The 15974-nt window shown below is 62.8% G+C and carries 13 protein-coding genes; 10 read left to right on the top strand and 3 right to left on the bottom strand.

From position 1 onward, the window contains the following. Window positions 1–45: 45 nt before the first annotated feature. Entirely contained in the window at window positions 46–996 is a 951-nt protein-coding gene (locus G7025_RS23235; protein ID WP_181081366.1) for a FecR family protein, read from the bottom strand. A 26-nt stretch (window positions 997–1022) separates the two neighbouring features. Next, a complete protein-coding gene (locus G7025_RS23230) occupies window positions 1023–1523 on the bottom strand; it encodes a sigma-70 family RNA polymerase sigma factor (RefSeq protein ID WP_181081365.1) in 501 nt (166 codons plus the stop codon). Between the two features lie 167 nt (window positions 1524–1690). On the opposite strand from G7025_RS23230, the gene G7025_RS23225 reads away from it, so the two are divergent. Further along, a complete protein-coding gene (locus G7025_RS23225; protein ID WP_181081364.1) occupies window positions 1691–2491 on the top strand; it encodes a glucose 1-dehydrogenase in 801 nt (266 codons plus the stop codon). Then, the gene (locus G7025_RS23220) at window positions 2484–4310 is read left to right on the top strand and encodes a glycoside hydrolase family 15 protein (protein WP_181081363.1); all 1827 of its coding nucleotides are present in this window, start codon (window positions 2484–2486) and stop codon (window positions 4308–4310) included. Before G7025_RS23225 ends, G7025_RS23220 begins: the two co-directional genes overlap by 8 nt. A 224-nt stretch (window positions 4311–4534) precedes the next feature. Here the strand turns inward: G7025_RS23220 and G7025_RS23215 are convergent, their stop codons facing one another. Beyond that, window positions 4535–5521 (bottom strand): GlxA family transcriptional regulator, encoded by a 987-nt coding sequence (locus tag G7025_RS23215; protein ID WP_181081362.1) that lies wholly within the window; start codon window positions 5519–5521, stop codon window positions 4535–4537. Between the two features lie 90 nt (window positions 5522–5611). Between G7025_RS23215 and inhA the strand changes: the two genes are divergently transcribed. The 8 genes from inhA (at window position 5612) to G7025_RS23175 (ending at window position 15973) form a co-directional block, all read left to right on the top strand. Then, window positions 5612–6292 (top strand): isonitrile hydratase, encoded by a 681-nt coding sequence (gene inhA, locus G7025_RS23210; protein WP_181081361.1) that lies wholly within the window; start codon window positions 5612–5614, stop codon window positions 6290–6292. A 547-nt stretch (window positions 6293–6839) separates the two neighbouring features. Then, a complete protein-coding gene (locus G7025_RS23205) occupies window positions 6840–8279 on the top strand; it encodes an undecaprenyl-phosphate glucose phosphotransferase (RefSeq protein ID WP_181081360.1) in 1440 nt (479 codons plus the stop codon). Beyond that, the gene (locus G7025_RS23200) at window positions 8279–9739 is read left to right on the top strand and encodes a mannose-1-phosphate guanylyltransferase/mannose-6-phosphate isomerase (RefSeq protein WP_181081359.1); all 1461 of its coding nucleotides are present in this window, start codon (window positions 8279–8281) and stop codon (window positions 9737–9739) included. The genes G7025_RS23205 and G7025_RS23200 overlap by 1 nt, the downstream gene beginning before the upstream one ends. Window position 9740: 1 nt before the next feature. After that, the gene (locus G7025_RS23195; RefSeq protein WP_181081358.1) at window positions 9741–10652 is read left to right on the top strand and encodes a glycosyltransferase family 2 protein; all 912 of its coding nucleotides are present in this window, start codon (window positions 9741–9743) and stop codon (window positions 10650–10652) included. A gap of 29 nt (window positions 10653–10681) precedes the next feature. Further along, window positions 10682–11458, top strand: coding sequence for a polysaccharide biosynthesis/export family protein (locus G7025_RS23190; RefSeq protein WP_181081410.1), 777 nt, complete (start codon window positions 10682–10684; stop codon window positions 11456–11458). Window positions 11459–11473: 15 nt separating this feature from the next. Next, entirely contained in the window at window positions 11474–13465 is a 1992-nt protein-coding gene (locus G7025_RS23185) for a GumC family protein (RefSeq protein ID WP_181081357.1), read from the top strand. After that, on the top strand, window positions 13465–14655 hold the full coding sequence (locus tag G7025_RS23180; RefSeq protein ID WP_181081356.1) for a glycosyltransferase: 1191 nt from the start codon (window positions 13465–13467) through the stop codon (window positions 14653–14655). Before G7025_RS23185 ends, G7025_RS23180 begins: the two co-directional genes overlap by 1 nt. After that, complete coding sequence (locus G7025_RS23175) at window positions 14645–15973, top strand: GH39 family glycosyl hydrolase (protein WP_181081355.1); 1329 nt, start codon at window positions 14645–14647, stop codon at window positions 15971–15973. The genes G7025_RS23180 and G7025_RS23175 overlap by 11 nt, the downstream gene beginning before the upstream one ends. Window position 15974: the final 1 nt, after the last annotated feature.

Raw genomic sequence — 15974 nt, 5'->3', positions numbered from 1 at the left:
TTGCAGTTGCAGGAGAAGACGAAGAACTCGAAAAAAACCTGAATTTCAGCGCGAAATAATTTCCTGGCTACCGTCCGGCAAGGTGCGCAGGGCCACCGGCAAAATGCGCGGCAACGCTTTAAGCAAGGCATCGGTGTCGTCGGCCTTGAACACACTGGTCAAGCGCAGGTTGGCCACAGCGGGCAGATTGACCCGCAGCGGCTGCTCGCGGTAGCGCGACACTTCCCGGGCGACCTCGCCGAGGGTGGCATTGTTGAACACCAGTTTGCCGCTGCGCCAGGCCGTCAGTTCCTCGGCATTCACCGCGTAGGCCGCCGCCACCGCGCCCTGGCTGTCGATATGGGTGCCCCGCCCGGCGGTCAGCACGACGTGCTGGCCCGGCCCTCGCCCCTGGACGTTGACCGTGCCTGCCTGGACGGCAACACGGGTCTGATCGTTATCGCGGCGCACATCGAAACGTGTGCCGGTGACCGTGACCTGCCCGACGCCGGCATCGACCACGAAAGGACGGCTGCCGTCATGCTCGACGCTGAACATCGCCTCGCCCTGCTGCAGCGCCACGCCGCGCCGACCGCCCTCGTACGTCACCGTGACGACGCTGCGGCTGTTGAGATCCATCAAGGAACCGTCGGGCAGGGTCACCTGACGATGCTCGCCCAGGCGGGTGCTGAATTGGGCATGGAAGGTCTTGGGATGATCGAGCCTGCTGAACAACCCCAACCCCAGCGCGCCTGCCACCACACTCGCCGCCACCGCATAACGCCAGGTGGCAGACCGGCGCGGCCGCTCGGCGGGCGCTTGGCACAACACCTGGCAGCGCGTCCGCGGCAGCAGGTCGGCGGCGCGCCACAGGCCTTGCAGCACATCGAACTCGTATTGATGGGACGGGTGTTCCGCGCGCCAGGCCTCGAAGCGCCGGGTTTGCTCGGGGCTCAGTTCGCCGTCCTGCAGGCGCGCGAACCACTGGGCAGCCTCATCACGGGCACGGTTATCCATCGTGGCAGATCCTGTTTCGATACGAGTCATGGTGCCGGTGCGTCCAGGCGATCACGCAGATGCCGCAGCGTGCGGATCATATACTTTTCCACCATGTTTTTAGACAAACCCAGGCGATCGGCGATCTCCTGCTGGGTGAGCCCTTCGATCTTCTGCCAGATGAAAATCCGCCGGCAGTTGAGCGGCAATTCGGCCAGCGCCCGTTCAATAGCCTCCGCCAACTGTATCGCGTGCATGAGGTGCTCAGGGTCGCCGGTGTGGGAGGCGCGCTGATCGCCGGCGTCCTGGAGCATAGCGTCGCGTCGATCGTCGCGACGGTAGGCGTCCACTGCGATATTGCGCGCGGTTTGATGCAGATATGCACGGGGTTGCTGAACCTGAGCGGGTTCAGATTCGAGCACGCGCACAAAAGTGTCATGGGCCAGGTCTTCGGCCTGCTGACGATTTTTCAGACGACGTGTCCACGTCCCGATCAACTCTTCGTAGTGCTCGAAAAAGCCTGTTCTGCGGGGCGGCGGAGGGATCATCGCGGGAGCACTGTTAGGCGGGGCGTGAATAGTAATGTTTCCCATTAAGCGCGGCAATTGCTTCCCGTCGGCCGTCGCGGCCGCGTGCACTCGCCGTCAGGCATCTGAACTTCCCCAATGCGCCGCCAGTCAGCTACTTGAACTCACGAATCAGAGGCTGGCTGTCCATGCATATCTCGTTGGAACAACAAGTGGCGCTGGTGACCGGCGCCAGTTCCGGAATCGGTGCCGGTGCCGCCAAGGCCCTGGCGCAGGCCGGCGCTGCGGTCGTGCTCAACTACAACGCCCAGGCAGCCCCCGCTGAAGCCTTGGCGGCGCAGATCAATGCTGAGGGCGGACGTGCGATTGCCGTTGGCGCAGACGTGTCCAAGGAGGCTGACGTCGAGCGCCTGTTCGCCCAGACCCTCGATGCCTTCGGGCACCTGGACATCCTGGTCGCCAACTCCGGCATGCAAAAGGACGCCGCCGTGGTCGACATGAGCCTTGACGACTGGAACACCGTGATCGGCGTGAACCTCACCGGCCAATTCCTCTGTGCCCGCGCGGCGGTGCGGATTTTCAATCGTCAGGGCGTGCGTGAAGGCGTGTCGCGGGCCGCCGGAAAAATCATCCATATGAGCTCGGTGCACCAACTGATCCCCTGGGCCGGGCATGTGAACTATGCCGCTTCCAAAGGCGGCGTGGAGATGCTGATGCGCACCCTCGCCCAGGAAGTCAGCGAACAGCGCATTCGCATCAACGGCATCGCGCCGGGGGCGATTCGTACGGCGATCAACCGCGCCGCCACCGAAGGCGCGGCCGAAAAAGAGCTGCTCAAACTGATTCCCTACGGTCGCGTAGGTGACGTGGAGGATGTGGCCAATGCCGTGGTGTGGCTGGCCAGCGATGCCTCCGACTACGTGGTCGGCAGCACCCTGTTTATCGATGGCGGCATGAGCCTTTACCCGGAGTTTCGCGGCAATGGTTGATCTTAAGAACGAACCCCAAAGCGCCATCGATGCCCACGGCATCATTGGCGACATGCGCAGCGCAGCCCTGGTGAACGACAAAGGCAGCATTGACTTTTTCTGCTGGCCGGAATTCGACAGTCCGTCGATTTTCTGCGCGCTGCTGGACACGCCCGAAGCCGGAACCTTCCAGCTCACTCCGGACCTGCCCGACGCCCGGCGCGAGCAGATCTACCTGCCCGACACCAACGTGCTGCAAACCCGCTGGCTCAGCGACAAAGCCGTGGTGGAGATCACCGATCTGCTGGCGATCAGCGAGGAAGTCGACGAACTGCCCCTGCTGATACGCCGCGTGCGCGTGGTCAGCGGCACCGCGACCCTGCATCTGCGTTGCGCGGTGCGCCATGACTACGCACGCGCCCCGACCCACGCCTCCTTCGACAACCGCACGGTGTGTTTTACCGCTGACGGCCAACCGGGCCTGCGCTTGGCCGGCAGCCATGCGCTGCAACTGGAGGACAACATCGCCGTCGCCAGCTTCACGCTGAACCAGGAAGAGAGCGCCGAGTTCGTGCTCGGTGGCCGGGACGATCCACGGGTGGACGGCGGTTGCACCGACCTGGCGCTGGCCCACACGCTCAAGTTCTGGCGCGGCTGGATCGCGCAATCGACTTACCGTGGGCGTTGGCGCGAAATGGTCAACCGCTCCGCCCTGGCGCTCAAGCTGCTGACGTCGCGCAAACACGGTGCGATCATCGCCGCCGCGACCTTCGGCCTGCCGGAAACCCCCGGCGGCGAACGCAACTGGGATTACCGCTACACCTGGATCCGCGACGCTTCGTTTACGGTCTATGCGTTCATGCGCCTGGGTTTTGTCGACGAGGCCAATGCCTACATGCGCTGGCTCAAGGGGCGGGTCAGCGATTGCTGCGGCCAGCCGACCAAGATCAATATCCTCTACGGCATCGACGGTCGCCAGCAATTGCCCGAGAGCGAACTGGAGCACTTCAGCGGCCATGGCGGCGCCAGGCCGGTGCGTATCGGAAACGAGGCATTCGACCAGATTCAGTTGGACATCTACGGCGAGCTGATGGATGCGGTGTACCTGGTCAACAAGTACGGCGAAGCCATTTCCCATGAGGGCTGGAAACACACGGTGGAGGTCGCCGATCAGGTCTGCGAAATCTGGAATCGCAAAGACGTCGGCATCTGGGAAATGCGTGGTGAACAACATCACTTCCTGCATTCGCGGCTGATGTGCTGGGTGGCGCTGGACCGCGCGATACGCCTGGCCTCCAAGCGCTCGCTGCCGGCGCCGTTCGCGCGTTGGGACCAGACCCGCCAGGCGATCTACGCCGATATCTGGAGCAACTTCTGGAACGAAGAGCGCGGGCATTTTGTGCAGTACATCGGCAGCACCGCGCTGGACGGTTCGATGCTGCTGATGCCGCTGGTGCGCTTCGTCGCGGCCACCGATCCGCGCTGGTTGAGTACCCTGGAAGCCATCAAGAAAAGCCTGGTGCGTGACGGAATGGTGTACCGCTACCGCAACGACGACAGCCAGATCGATGGCCTGCAGGGCACCGAAGGCGCCTTTGCCGCCTGTTCGTTCTGGTACGTCGAATGCCTGGCCCGTGCCGGCCAGGTGGAAAAGGCCCATCTGGAGTTCGAGCAACTGCTGCGCTACGCCAATCCCTTGGGTCTGTACGCCGAAGAGTTCGACAGCCAGGCGCGGCATCTGGGCAATACGCCCCAGGCGTTGAGCCACTTGGCCTTGATCAGCGCGGCGACATTCCTGGACCGCAAGTTGAGTGGGGCAAAGACCGTGTGGCAACCCTAAGACCCGGCGAGGGTGGGCAGCCCTGCCTGCCGATGGCCCTCTGGAAGGCAAGCCACTAAATCTTGTGGTGAGCGGGCTTGCCCCGCGCTGGGCTGCGAAGCAGCCCCATTCCAGGCGATGCGGTTTCAGCTGATACTCCGAGGTGTCTGGGTTTGGGGCCGCTTCGCAGCCCGGCGCAGGGCAAGCCTGCTCACCACGGCAAGCCTGTTTCCCACAGACTTAATTCAGCCTTTGAGATTTGTGTCGATGGCAGCACAAAACCGTTCGCGATAAGCCTGGGGCGTCACGTCGAGGGCACGCAGGAAGCTGCGGCGCAGCGTCTCTTCGCAGCCGAAACCGCACTGCACGGCGATGCGTTTGATCGAGGCGTTGCTGTCGGCCAGCTGTCGGCGCGCGGTTTCGACGCGGATCAGTTCTACGGCGCGTGCGGGAGTCTGGCCGGTTTCGGCGCGGTAGTGACGGACAAAACTGCGCTCGCTCATGCCCGCCTGGCTGGCCAGGGTCGCGATGTTTAAATCGAGGGTGAGGTTTTCCGCGATCCAGGCATGCAGCTCGGCAAAACGGCTGCCGCCCTCTTGCAGGGCCAGGGTCGCGCTGAATTGCGACTGCCCGCCCGGGCGTTTGAGAAACACCACCAGGTGGCGCGCGACTTCCAACGCCACGGCGCGCCCCAGGTCCTCTTCCACCAAGGCCAGGCAAAGGTCGATGCCAGCGGTGACGCCGGCGGAGGTCCATACCGAACCCTGCTGGATAAAAATCGGATTGGCCTCCACCGTCAGCGACGGGAAGCGCTTCGCCAACTCCTCGCAACGCGTCCAGTGCGTCGCCACGCGGCAACCGTCGAGCAGTCCACTGGCAGCCAACAGAAACGCGCCGGTGCACACCGAGGTTATGCGCCGGGTATGCCGCGCCTTGTCGCGCACCCACGCCACCAGCGCCGGGTCATCGGCGGCGTTGTATACCCCCCAGCCGCCGGCAATGACCAAGGTGTCGCACGGTGCATCGGCGGCGGGCAACGGCTCGGCCACCAGCGCCAGGCCCGCGGACGTCACCACCGGTTGCGCTTGAGCTGCGACGACCGACACGGCATAAGGCAACGGCAAACCGCGCTGGCGCGCCAGGTCATTGGTGGAGGCGAACACCTGCAACGGCCCGGTGACATCGAGCACTTGGGCATTGGGGAAAGCGAGAACATGAACGGTTCTGGACATGATTGGCGTGATTAGTGGGTTCAATGGCGTATTCGCCAAAGCCTAGGCCTCTACAGTGAAGCCGTCCACCCCTATCTCGGAGCGCTTTTGATGACCCTGCACATCGGTTTTGTTTTGTTCCCCGGCATCCAGCAACTGGACCTCACCGGGCCGTATGACGTACTCGGCTCGCTGCCGGACGTAAAGCTGCACCTGGTGTGGAAAGACCTGGCACCGGTCACCTCCAGCACCGGCCTGGTGTTCACTCCGACCATGACCTATGCCGAGTGCCCCGCCCTGGATGTGATCTGCGTGCCCGGCGGTTCGGGTGTTGGTGCGCTGATGGAAGACCCGGTGACCCTGGACTTCCTCAAGGCCCAGGCCGATACCGCACGTTACGTGACCTCGGTGTGCACCGGCGCGCTCGTGCTCGGCGCGGCTGGGTTGCTGCGCGGTCGCAAGGCCACCACGCACTGGGCCTATCACGACCTGCTCACCCCGCTCGGCGCCATCGCGGTGCAGGGTCGCGTGGTACGCGACGGCAACCTGTTGACCGGTGGCGGCATCACCGCCGGCATCGACTTCGCCCTGACCCTGGCGGCAGAACTGTACAGCCCGGCGGCTGCACAACTGGTGCAGTTGCAGCTTGAATACGCCCCAGCCCCGCCCTTCAACGCCGGCCGCCCGGACACCGCCCCGCAGGCGGTGCTGGACGAAGCCAACAAACGCACCGTCGAATCGCGCAAGACCCGCGCCGAAATCACCGCGCGCGCGGCTGCGCGTCTGGGCTGAGGGTTTCTCAGCGTGTCTCAGGCTCGCTTGTCGCGAAGATGGCGAGCGAGCCTCTTAATGACACCTTCGCTATATACCCACCCGTGAAAACATGACCAGGAAAAATGAGGTTTTTGTGGTGAGCGGGCTCACCACAGAGTTATGTCTCAGTGTTTTAGAACGGTGTAGATACCTGCCTCTGTCCCCCTTCCCCCCCTCCTCTTAAAAAAGCTTTTACCGTTAAGCAGGAAAAATCCCACATTTGTTTCTACACTCAAAAACACATCCAATAGACGAGTGTTTCGGACAAGGAAAGTCAATAAAATGTCGAAAATCAGACTGCTTAACACGTCTAGCATGCCGCTCTGCACCACCGTCAATTCATTGACCAGCATATTTAGGAATTAATCCTTTAGTCGTTACGCCCGCAAATTCCCTTCAAATGGATAGCCTCATTTGAATTGATAGTTGCGTATTAACCAGCGTTCAGTTGTTCGGTTTTTACATTGAAGCAGCTCATTGCTTTAACACCGAATACTTGCGTCTGGTGTGCAATGAGGGATGTTTTATGCGAGAGAAGTCGTCCGTCGACAGCCTGTTTTTAACGCGTGCCGGTTTCGTTGAGTTTTTTGTTGTTTTCGTCAAATTGATCCATGGTCTGTCGGCCATCTTGCCGCCGTTGGTGCTGGTGCTGTTCCTGGAGCCGATGGCGCCTGAACTGCGCACGCACTTTCTGGGCCTGCTGGTGTTCTTCGCGGCATTGACCATCATTTTGTTCCAGGCGCTGGGTATCTACTCCGAAGAATTGTTCAGCAACCGCATGCGCCTGAAAACCAAGATCAAGGCCTGGTCGGCGGCCTTTTGCATCCTGCTGTTCATGTACCAGATCCTGCAGATGTTTCCGCAATTGACGCCGCGCAACCTGGTGACGTGGTACATCGCCAGCCTGGGGCTGTTCTGCCTGGAACGCCTGTTGATGCTGCGCCTGTACCGCAACCTGATGCGCAAGGGCAAATACCTGCAACGCACAGTGATCCTGGGCTTTACCGACACCGCTGTGCATGTGGCCGAGCACCTGCAGCGCAACGGCGATATTCGCTCCGGCCTGGTGGGTTTTATCGATGACCGCACCGAGCGCATCCCCAAGGAACTGAGCAACCTGCCCCTGCTGGGCAATACCCGCGACCTGGAAAAACTGATCCGCGCCGAGCAGGTCAACCAAGTGATGATCTGCCTGCCGTGGGCCGCCGAGCAACGTATCCACGGCCTGGTCAACCGTCTGCGGCAAATGTCGGTGAATGTGATGCTGGTGCCCGACATGGCGGCCTTGCGCTACGGCCACAGCCGCATCACCGACGTGGGCGGTATCCTGATGTTCAACACTTCGCAATTGCCCCTGCGCGGCTGGTCGCCGGTGATCAAGCGCTGCGAGGATGTGCTGCTGGCCAGCCTGGCGCTGGTGGCGCTGTCGCCGGTGATGCTGGTAACCGCGATTGCGATCAAGCTCGACTCCAAGGGCCCGGTGCTGTTCCGCCAGAACCGTTTCGGCTACAACGACAACGAGATTCGGGTATTCAAGTTCCGCTCGATGTATACCGACCAGAGCGACTTCACCGCCGAGCGCCAGACCACCCGCGCCGACCCGCGCATCACCCGCGTGGGGCGCATCATCCGCAAGACCAGCATCGACGAGCTGCCGCAGCTGTTCAATGTGCTGCTGGGCAACATGTCCATGGTCGGCCCGCGCCCGCATGCCACGGCGACCAAGGCGGCGGGCATTCCCTTCGAAGTGGCGGTCAGCGAATACAGTTCGCGTCATCGCGTTAAGCCGGGCATCACTGGCTGGGCACAGATCAATGGGTATCGCGGGGAAACCGACACCCTGTTCAAGATCCAGAAACGTGTCGAGTACGACTTGGAATACATCTCCAAGTGGTCGGTGTGGTTTGACCTGTACATCGTTTTCATGACGGTCCCGGCCGTCCTTTCCACCAAGGAAGTCTATTGATGAATACCCTCAACGGATTAATCCCCTGCATCATTTCCGGTGGTTCGGGCACACGGCTGTGGCCGGTGTCGCGGCAGAACATGCCCAAGCCCTTCATGCGCATGCGTGACGGCCAGAGCCTGCTGCAAAAAACTTTCCAGCGCGCCGCCAGGCTGCCCGACGTGCAAAGCGTGCTCACGGTGACCAACCGCGACCTGCTGTTTCGCACCCTTGATGACTATCGCGGGGTGAACAAGGCCCGCCTGCCCCTGGACCTGCTGCTGGAGCCCTTCGGGCGCAACACGGCGGCGGCCATTGCGGTGGCGGCGTTGCATGTGCAAGAGCATTTCGGCGATGCGGCGCAATTGTTGGTGATGCCGGCGGACCATCTGATTCTCAATGAAGTCGCGTTCGCCGAGGCGGTGGTCCAGGCCCGCGAGCTGGCCACCGCCGGTTACCTGGTGACCTTCGGCATCCAGCCCGACCATGCGGAAACCGGCTTTGGCTATATCGAGCAAGGCGAAGCGCTCACCTATGGCAACCGCGTCAAACGCTTCGTCGAAAAACCCGACCAGGCTACCGCCCAGGCCTACCTCGACGGCGGCCAACACCTGTGGAACGCCGGCATGTTCTGCTTCAACGCCAGCACGCTGGTGGAAGAACTGGCCACCCACGCGCCCGATGTGCTGCACGCCGGTCGCGCCGCGCTGGAACACAGCCAGAGCCTGCAGAACACCACCTCGCGCCAGCGTGAGTTGGACGCGGACGCGTTCGGCAATGCACCGGATATTTCCATCGACGTGGCGCTGATGGAAAAGTCCACCAAGGTGGCCGTGATCCCCTGTGATATCGGCTGGAGCGATATCGGTTCCTGGGAGGCGTTGCGTCAGCTCACGCCCAACGATGCCCATGGCAACCAAGTCAATGGCGAAGCGATTTTGCATGACGTACACGACTGTTACATCGACTCGCCCAAGCGTGTGCTCGGGGCAGTCGGCGTGCGCGACCTGATCATTGTCGACACCCCCGACGCGCTGCTGATCGCCGACGCCCACCGCAGCCAGGATGTGCGTTACATCGTCGCCGAACTCAAGCGCCAGAATCATCCGGCGTACAGCCTGCACCGTACCGTCACGCGGCCATGGGGCACCTACACGGTGCTGGAGGAAAGCAGCCGCTTCAAAATCAAGCGCATCGTGGTCAAGCCCCTGGCCTCGCTGTCGCTGCAAATGCATCACCACCGCAGCGAACACTGGGTGGTGGTCAGCGGCGCGGCGCAGATTACCAATGGCGAACGCGAATTCCTGATCAACGCCAACGAATCCACCTACATCCCCGCCGGGCACAAACATCGGCTGACCAACCCCGGCATCATCGACCTGGTGATGATCGAGGTACAGAGCGGCGAATACCTGGGCGAGGACGACATCGTGCGCTTCGATGATATTTACGGCCGCGCCCCGGCCGACGTGAAAAAATGACATGCGCACCGCACTGATCATTCCGACCCGTAACGCATCCGGTCACTTGGCGCGGTTGCTGCCGGCGCTCCAGATGCAGACGCTGCAACCGGACGAGATGCTGGTGGTGGACAGCGCCTCCAGCGATGACACCGTGGCGCGCTTTCGCGCATTCGGCGCGCGGGTCGAAGTGATCGATGCGCGCACCTTCAATCACGGCGGCACTCGGCGCTGGGCCAGCGAACAGGTAGGCGGCGATGCATTGATCGTGATGACCCAGGACGCCATCCCCGCGTCTGCCGAAACCTTTGCCAACCTGCTCGATGAGCTGCACCAGGACCCGCTTAACGGTGTTGCCTACGGTCGCCAGTTGCCGCACCCCGACGCCGGTGTGCTGGGGGCGCAGTCGCGGCACTTCAACTATCCGCCCCTGAGTCGCAGCAAGAGCCTGGCCGACGCGCCGGAGCTGGGGATCAAGACCTGCTTCAGCTCCGACTCGTTTTCCGTGTACCGACGCAGTGCGCTGCACGCCGTGGGCGGTTTCCCCGTCGACGTCATCGGCAGTGAAGATGCCTACGTCGCGGCGCGCCTGCTGCTCGACGGCTACAAGGTGCGCTATGCGGCCACGTCGTTGGTATATCACTCCCACGACTACTCGCTCATGGACGAGTTTCACCGCTACTTCGACATCGGCGTGTTCTATGGCCGCGAGCCATGGATCCGGCAAGCTTTTGGCGACGCCGGCGGCGAAGGCAAGCGCTATGTAATGGCGGAACTGACCGCCTTGCGCAAGGCCGGTGCGCTTCACAGAGCGCCCGAGGTATTGGTGCGCAGTGCATTCAAATTGCTGGGTTACCGGCTGGGCCATCTTGAGCGGCACCTGCCTGTGTCCCTCAAGCGACGCATCAGCATGTTTCCCGGGTATTGGAGGTGAGCAGCATGACCCACAGGACGTCCCCCTTGATGAAAAGCACCGTGCTCGCCCTGGCCGTGATGGCCCTGGCCGCCTGCAATACACCGGCACGCATCGAGCCCCCGGATGACAAGACCGTCGAGGACGGCAAGCGCGCCCTCGATCAACTGGCGCAGTTGCCGCCGGCGGTGGAACGCATCCGCATCGGCGACCAGTTGCGCATCGTGCGCGACGCGGGCGAGATGCCCACGCTGTCGGCGTTCAATGTCAGCACTATCTACGAGTTGACGCTGTACACCGTGCAAACCGACGGCAAGATCAACTATCCGTTCCTGGGGCCGATCCAGGTCGCCGGGCGCCAACCGTCGGAGCTGGCCACCGAGCTGACCAACAAGCTCGCGCCGACCTATCGCGAGCCGCGCGTGACGGTGAATATCAACCAGGCGCCGGGCAACTCGGTGATCGTCGGCGGTGCGGTGAACAACCCGACCGCGGTGCAGATCGCCACGGCCAACACCCTGGAGCAGGCCATCGTCGGTGCCGGCGGGATCAACCCGGCGGGCGACGCCAGCATGGTCGCCCTGCTGCGCGAAGACGCCCAGGGCGCCTACCGTGCGTACTTCCTGGACTTCAGCCAGTTGCTCAAGACCGGTCCCAATGGACGCAAACCGGTGCACCTGCAACGCGGCGACGTGGTGTTCGTGCCCAAGTCCAATGTGGGCGAGCGCATCCAGGGCGTGGATACCTACCTGAACCAGTTGATTCCGTTCACCAAGTCCATTGGCGTCGGCTACAACTACACGCGCACCAGCGGCGGCAGCAATTAAAAGGAGCGACATCCCATGATCGAGATCCGTTCTTTTCGCGATCTTCTGCGCCTGTTCTTCATTTTCCGCCGCGAGTTCAAGCTGGCGGCCATCGCCGCGCTGGTGATCATTCTGCTGGGGGCGTTCCTGCTTCCGGCCAAGTACGAATCCACCGCGCGCCTGTTGGTCAAGCCCGGGCGTGATTCGACGTTGCCGATCGAGATCAGCAATCGCCAGGCCCTGGTGATGCCCAGCACCCAGCGCGACCCGATCGTCGACGAAGAGCGCTTGCTGACCGGCCGCCCGATCGTGCGCGCCGTGGCCGAGCACTACCTGGAAGTGCTCGACAACGCGCCGCCGCCGGAAGGTGCCTGGAAGCGCATCAAGTACTACGTCAAGAGCACCATCGGCGCGGTGTTCGACGGTTTGCGCGTGGTGCTGGAAACCGTCGGTGTCGTCGAGAAAACCACGCCGGTCGAGCGCCTCGCCGCCAGCCTGGAGAAAAATTTTGACGTAAGCCATGCCGCCGGCTCCACGGTGATGGACATTACCTTTACCTGGGGTGACCCCCAGGTCGCACAGGAGGTGGTCAAGCACTGGGTCGAAACCTACATCAACGAACGCACCCAGGCCCTGGGGCGCAAGAGCCTGTATGCCTTCTACGAGGGGCAGGTGTCCAACAGCGCCACCGAAATCAAGAGCTACAAACAGCAGATTCTCACGCACTTGAATGAGATTGGCGCGGCGAGCATCACCGATCGCCTGGAGGATTTGTCCGAGCGCATCAACGTGCTGCGTGGCGAAGTGTTCAATACCACGCGCCTGATCGCCTCTTCCGACAGCGCCATCGAGAGCACCCGCAACCAGCTCAAGAGCCAGCCCAAGGAAGTCACCACGGTACGCCAGATCGCACTGAACCCGCAGCAGCAGGACCTGCGCCGCCTGCTCAATCAGAAGCTGCTGGAAAAAGCCGACATGATGCGCACCTACACCGACAACGCGCCGCCGGTCAAAGCTCTGGATGCGTCGATCAAGGCGATGCAGGCCCAGGTCGCCAGCGAAAGCAACACGGTGCAAAGCTCCGAGAACCGCGCGCCGAACACGCTGGAAATTCACTTGCAGCGGGTGCTGCTGGATGAATCGAGCAACAACCGCGCCCTGCGCACTCAGTTGACTCAGCAACAGAAACAACTGGCCAACCTCGAAGGCCAGCGCAAGCAAGCCTTGGAAATCGAACCGGAACTGACCCGTCTGGCCCGCGAACTGAGCGCCACCGAGCGTAACTACGCGCTGTACGTCGACAATCTGGAAAAATCACGTATCGACCGTGAGCTGGACAACAGCCAGATCAGCAATATCGCCGTAATCGAAGAAGCCACCCTCAACCCCGGGCGCATTTTTCCCAAAACCCTGGTAATGCTCATGCTGGCGATTCCATTCGCCATCGTTGTAGGACTGCTGGTGGTCTACCTGTGCTACTTGTTGGACCAACGCATCCACGACGGCGGATTGGTGGAGCGCAAGTTCGGCCTGCCGCTGTGGACGACCCTGCCGGAGCTGGACACCAGCACCGCGCAAAGCACCAACGCCTTCAATGCGAGCATCTACCGCCTGTACAGCCTGTTGCGCCCAGACCGCATCGCCGAACAGGGCCTGACCCTGGGGCTCACCTCGGCACGGCATGGCGAAGGGGTGACGTTCGTGGTTGAACAACTGCGTCAGTTGCTGGACGAGAACGGCATCAACGCGCGGGTCGGCGGTGCTGAACCGGCGGCGCCCGGTGAAGTGGTGCTGCTGGACGCCTCGGCCCTGCTGGACAACCGTGATGCGTTTGTCGCCCTGCGCCGCGCCGACCTGATTGCACTGGTGGTGGAAGCCCAGAAAAGCACGGTGCCGGTGGTCGAGCATGCGCTGTCGATCCTCAACACTGCGTTTGGCAAAGTCGACGGCATCATTATCAACCGGCGCAAGTTCGAGGTGCCGTCCAAGGTGCTCAAGACCATCGCCAAATACCGGGGAGCGTTCTGATGCGTATCGCCCTGCTCGCGCCGTTGCCGCCGGAGAAAAACGGGATCGCCGACTACGCGAACCATTTTCGCACGGCACTCCAAGCACTCGGCGTGACGGTGCTGACACCGTTGGCGGGCGTGGCGGGCAACAGCGAGGCCATCAGGTCGGCCATCGCCGCCTTTGACTGGCACAGCGTGAACCTGGTCCATGCCGAGCTGGGCGGCGGCCGGCTGGGGGAATTCCTGGCCTTGCGTGAACTGCGCAAGGCCTGTCCGCTATTGCCGCTGACCGCCACCGTGCACGACCCAGAGCGGATGGTGTGGCGACGCGAACAACTGCCGTTTCCGTTGAACCTGCTCGAACGCCTGCCCAGCCCGATGCCCCAGGCAGCGGTGGTGCTGGCCGATCCGTTGACCCTGCGCGAAGAACGCCAGGTCGCCCAGGGCCTGACGCGGCTGATCACCCTTACGCGCCTGGGGGCCGAATGCCTGAGCCAGCGCATGCAACTGCCCGCCGGCAAAGTGGCGGTGATCAACCATGCCAATCTGGCCATCGACCCGGTTGCGCTGCCGCCTCTGGAGCCTCTGCGCCTGCTGTACTTCGGGTTTATCTACCGCGGCAAGGGCATTGAAGACCTGGTTCAGGCGCTGGCGGACGTATTCAATCAAGACCCGCAGCTGCGCAAGCGGGTGCGCCTGACCCTGGCCGGTGGCACGGCGCCGGAAATGGCCTTCGGCGCGGGCGGCAACTACCTGGAACAGCTCAAGGGACAGATCGCCGAACTGGGCCTGGCCGATGCCGTCGACTGGCAACTGAACCTGCCGGCTGACCAGATCGCCCAGACGATCCAGGCTCACCACGTCATGGTGCTGCCTTATCGCGAATCGAAAAAACTCGGCCTGCTGGGGCGCCAGCGCGGCACCAGTGGCGCGCTGTCCTGGGCCACGGCCTGTGGGCGCGGCGCAATCACCTCCGATGCCCGTGCGTTTGCCGAGGAAGTCGCCAGCGGCAACGGCGCCATCTACCCCGAAGGCGATGTGGCCGCGCTGGGCGAGCAGCTCCTGAGACTGGCGCGCCAACCGCTGCTGGCCAGGGACTGGGCCGAGCGCGCCGGCGAAATCGGGCGCGAGCGCCTGTGGCCCAAGACCGCCGGCACATTCATCGAACTGTTTGACCAAGCCATCGCAGGAGCTCGCCATGGCGCGTAAACGCACCTACTTCGCCACGCTGACCGTGATCGTCGCCCTTGGCCTGACGGGGTTTTTCTGGGGCCGCCAGGCGGACGCCGAAAGCCATGTGCTCAAGGCCGGCAAGGTGGTGGTATGGAAGGATTTCCTGGGGGTGAACGCGCAGTTCCTGTGGTTCAGCCCCGAGCGCTATCAGAAGCAGATCGATCGCCTCAAGGCGCTGGGGTTGGAGTGGGTGCGCCTGGATCTGCACTGGGACCAGCTGGAGCCCGTCGAGGGCCAATATCAGGTAGCTACCCTGGATCAGTTGGTGCAGAAGCTGCAGGCCAATCAGCTCAAGTCGGTGTTCTACCTCGTCGGGTCCGCGCCGTTCGCGACCACTGCACCGGCCGGCGCGCCCTACCAGGACCAATACCCGCCCAAAGACCCGAACGTATTCGCCAACCGCATGCTGCTGTTGTCCCAGCGCTACCCCAGCGTGAACGCCTGGCAAGTGTGGAACGAACCGAACCTGTTGGGCTTCTGGCGCCCGGTGGCGGACCCTGCCGGTTATGCCAGGCTGCTGACGGTCACCGCCACGGCGCTGCGCACGGTCAACCCGAGCAAACCGGTGGTGGCCGCCGGCATGGCGTTCTTCAGTGAAATGCCCAACGGCCAGTCCATGCTCGAGGCGCTCGGTGCGCTGGGGGTGGCAAGCCTGAACACGGTGATGTCCTACCACCCCTACACCCAATTGCCCGAAGGCAACGACCCCGCCAACCTCGACTTTATCGCCAAGACTACCCAGCTCAACCAGGCTTTGCGGAGCAGCGGGGTCCAGACTTTATGGAGCACCGAGTGGGGCTGGTCGACCTACAAGGGGCCCAAGGACGCTCAGGACATCATCAGCCCGCAGGCCCAGGCCGACTACGTGGTGCGGCGCCTGGCACTGATGAGCGCGCTGGACTACGACAGAATCTTCCTGTTTACCCTGAGCGACCTCGACCAACGCGCCAGCGTGCGGGACCAGTCCTACGGCTTGCTGGACATCGACGCCAATCCCAAGCCGGTCTATACCGCACTGAAAAATTTCCTCGACGTCAGCGGGCCCAGGCTCACTCCCGCCGACCCGCCCGGCGCCGACCGCTTGCCCGACGGCCTGTTCAGCATCGCCTGGACGCGCGCCGACGGGCGCAGGCTGTGGTTTTTCTGGTCGGCCCAGGGCGGCAACGCGCACTTGCCCGGCTTGGCCCGCGCCACGTTATACGACCCGCTGCGCGGCACCCAAACCCCGGTCACCGGCGCTCAAGGGCTGACCGTACCGGTCAAGCCGAACCTGCAAATTCTGTTATGGGATTAGA

The sequence above is a fragment of the Pseudomonas lurida genome (genome assembly GCF_013522705.1).
In the GTDB taxonomy this organism is placed as follows: Bacteria; Pseudomonadota; Gammaproteobacteria; order Pseudomonadales; family Pseudomonadaceae; genus Aquipseudomonas; species Aquipseudomonas quebecensis.
Note: the sequence above shows the minus strand (reverse complement) of the source record. Positions and strands in the feature narration are given on the sequence as shown.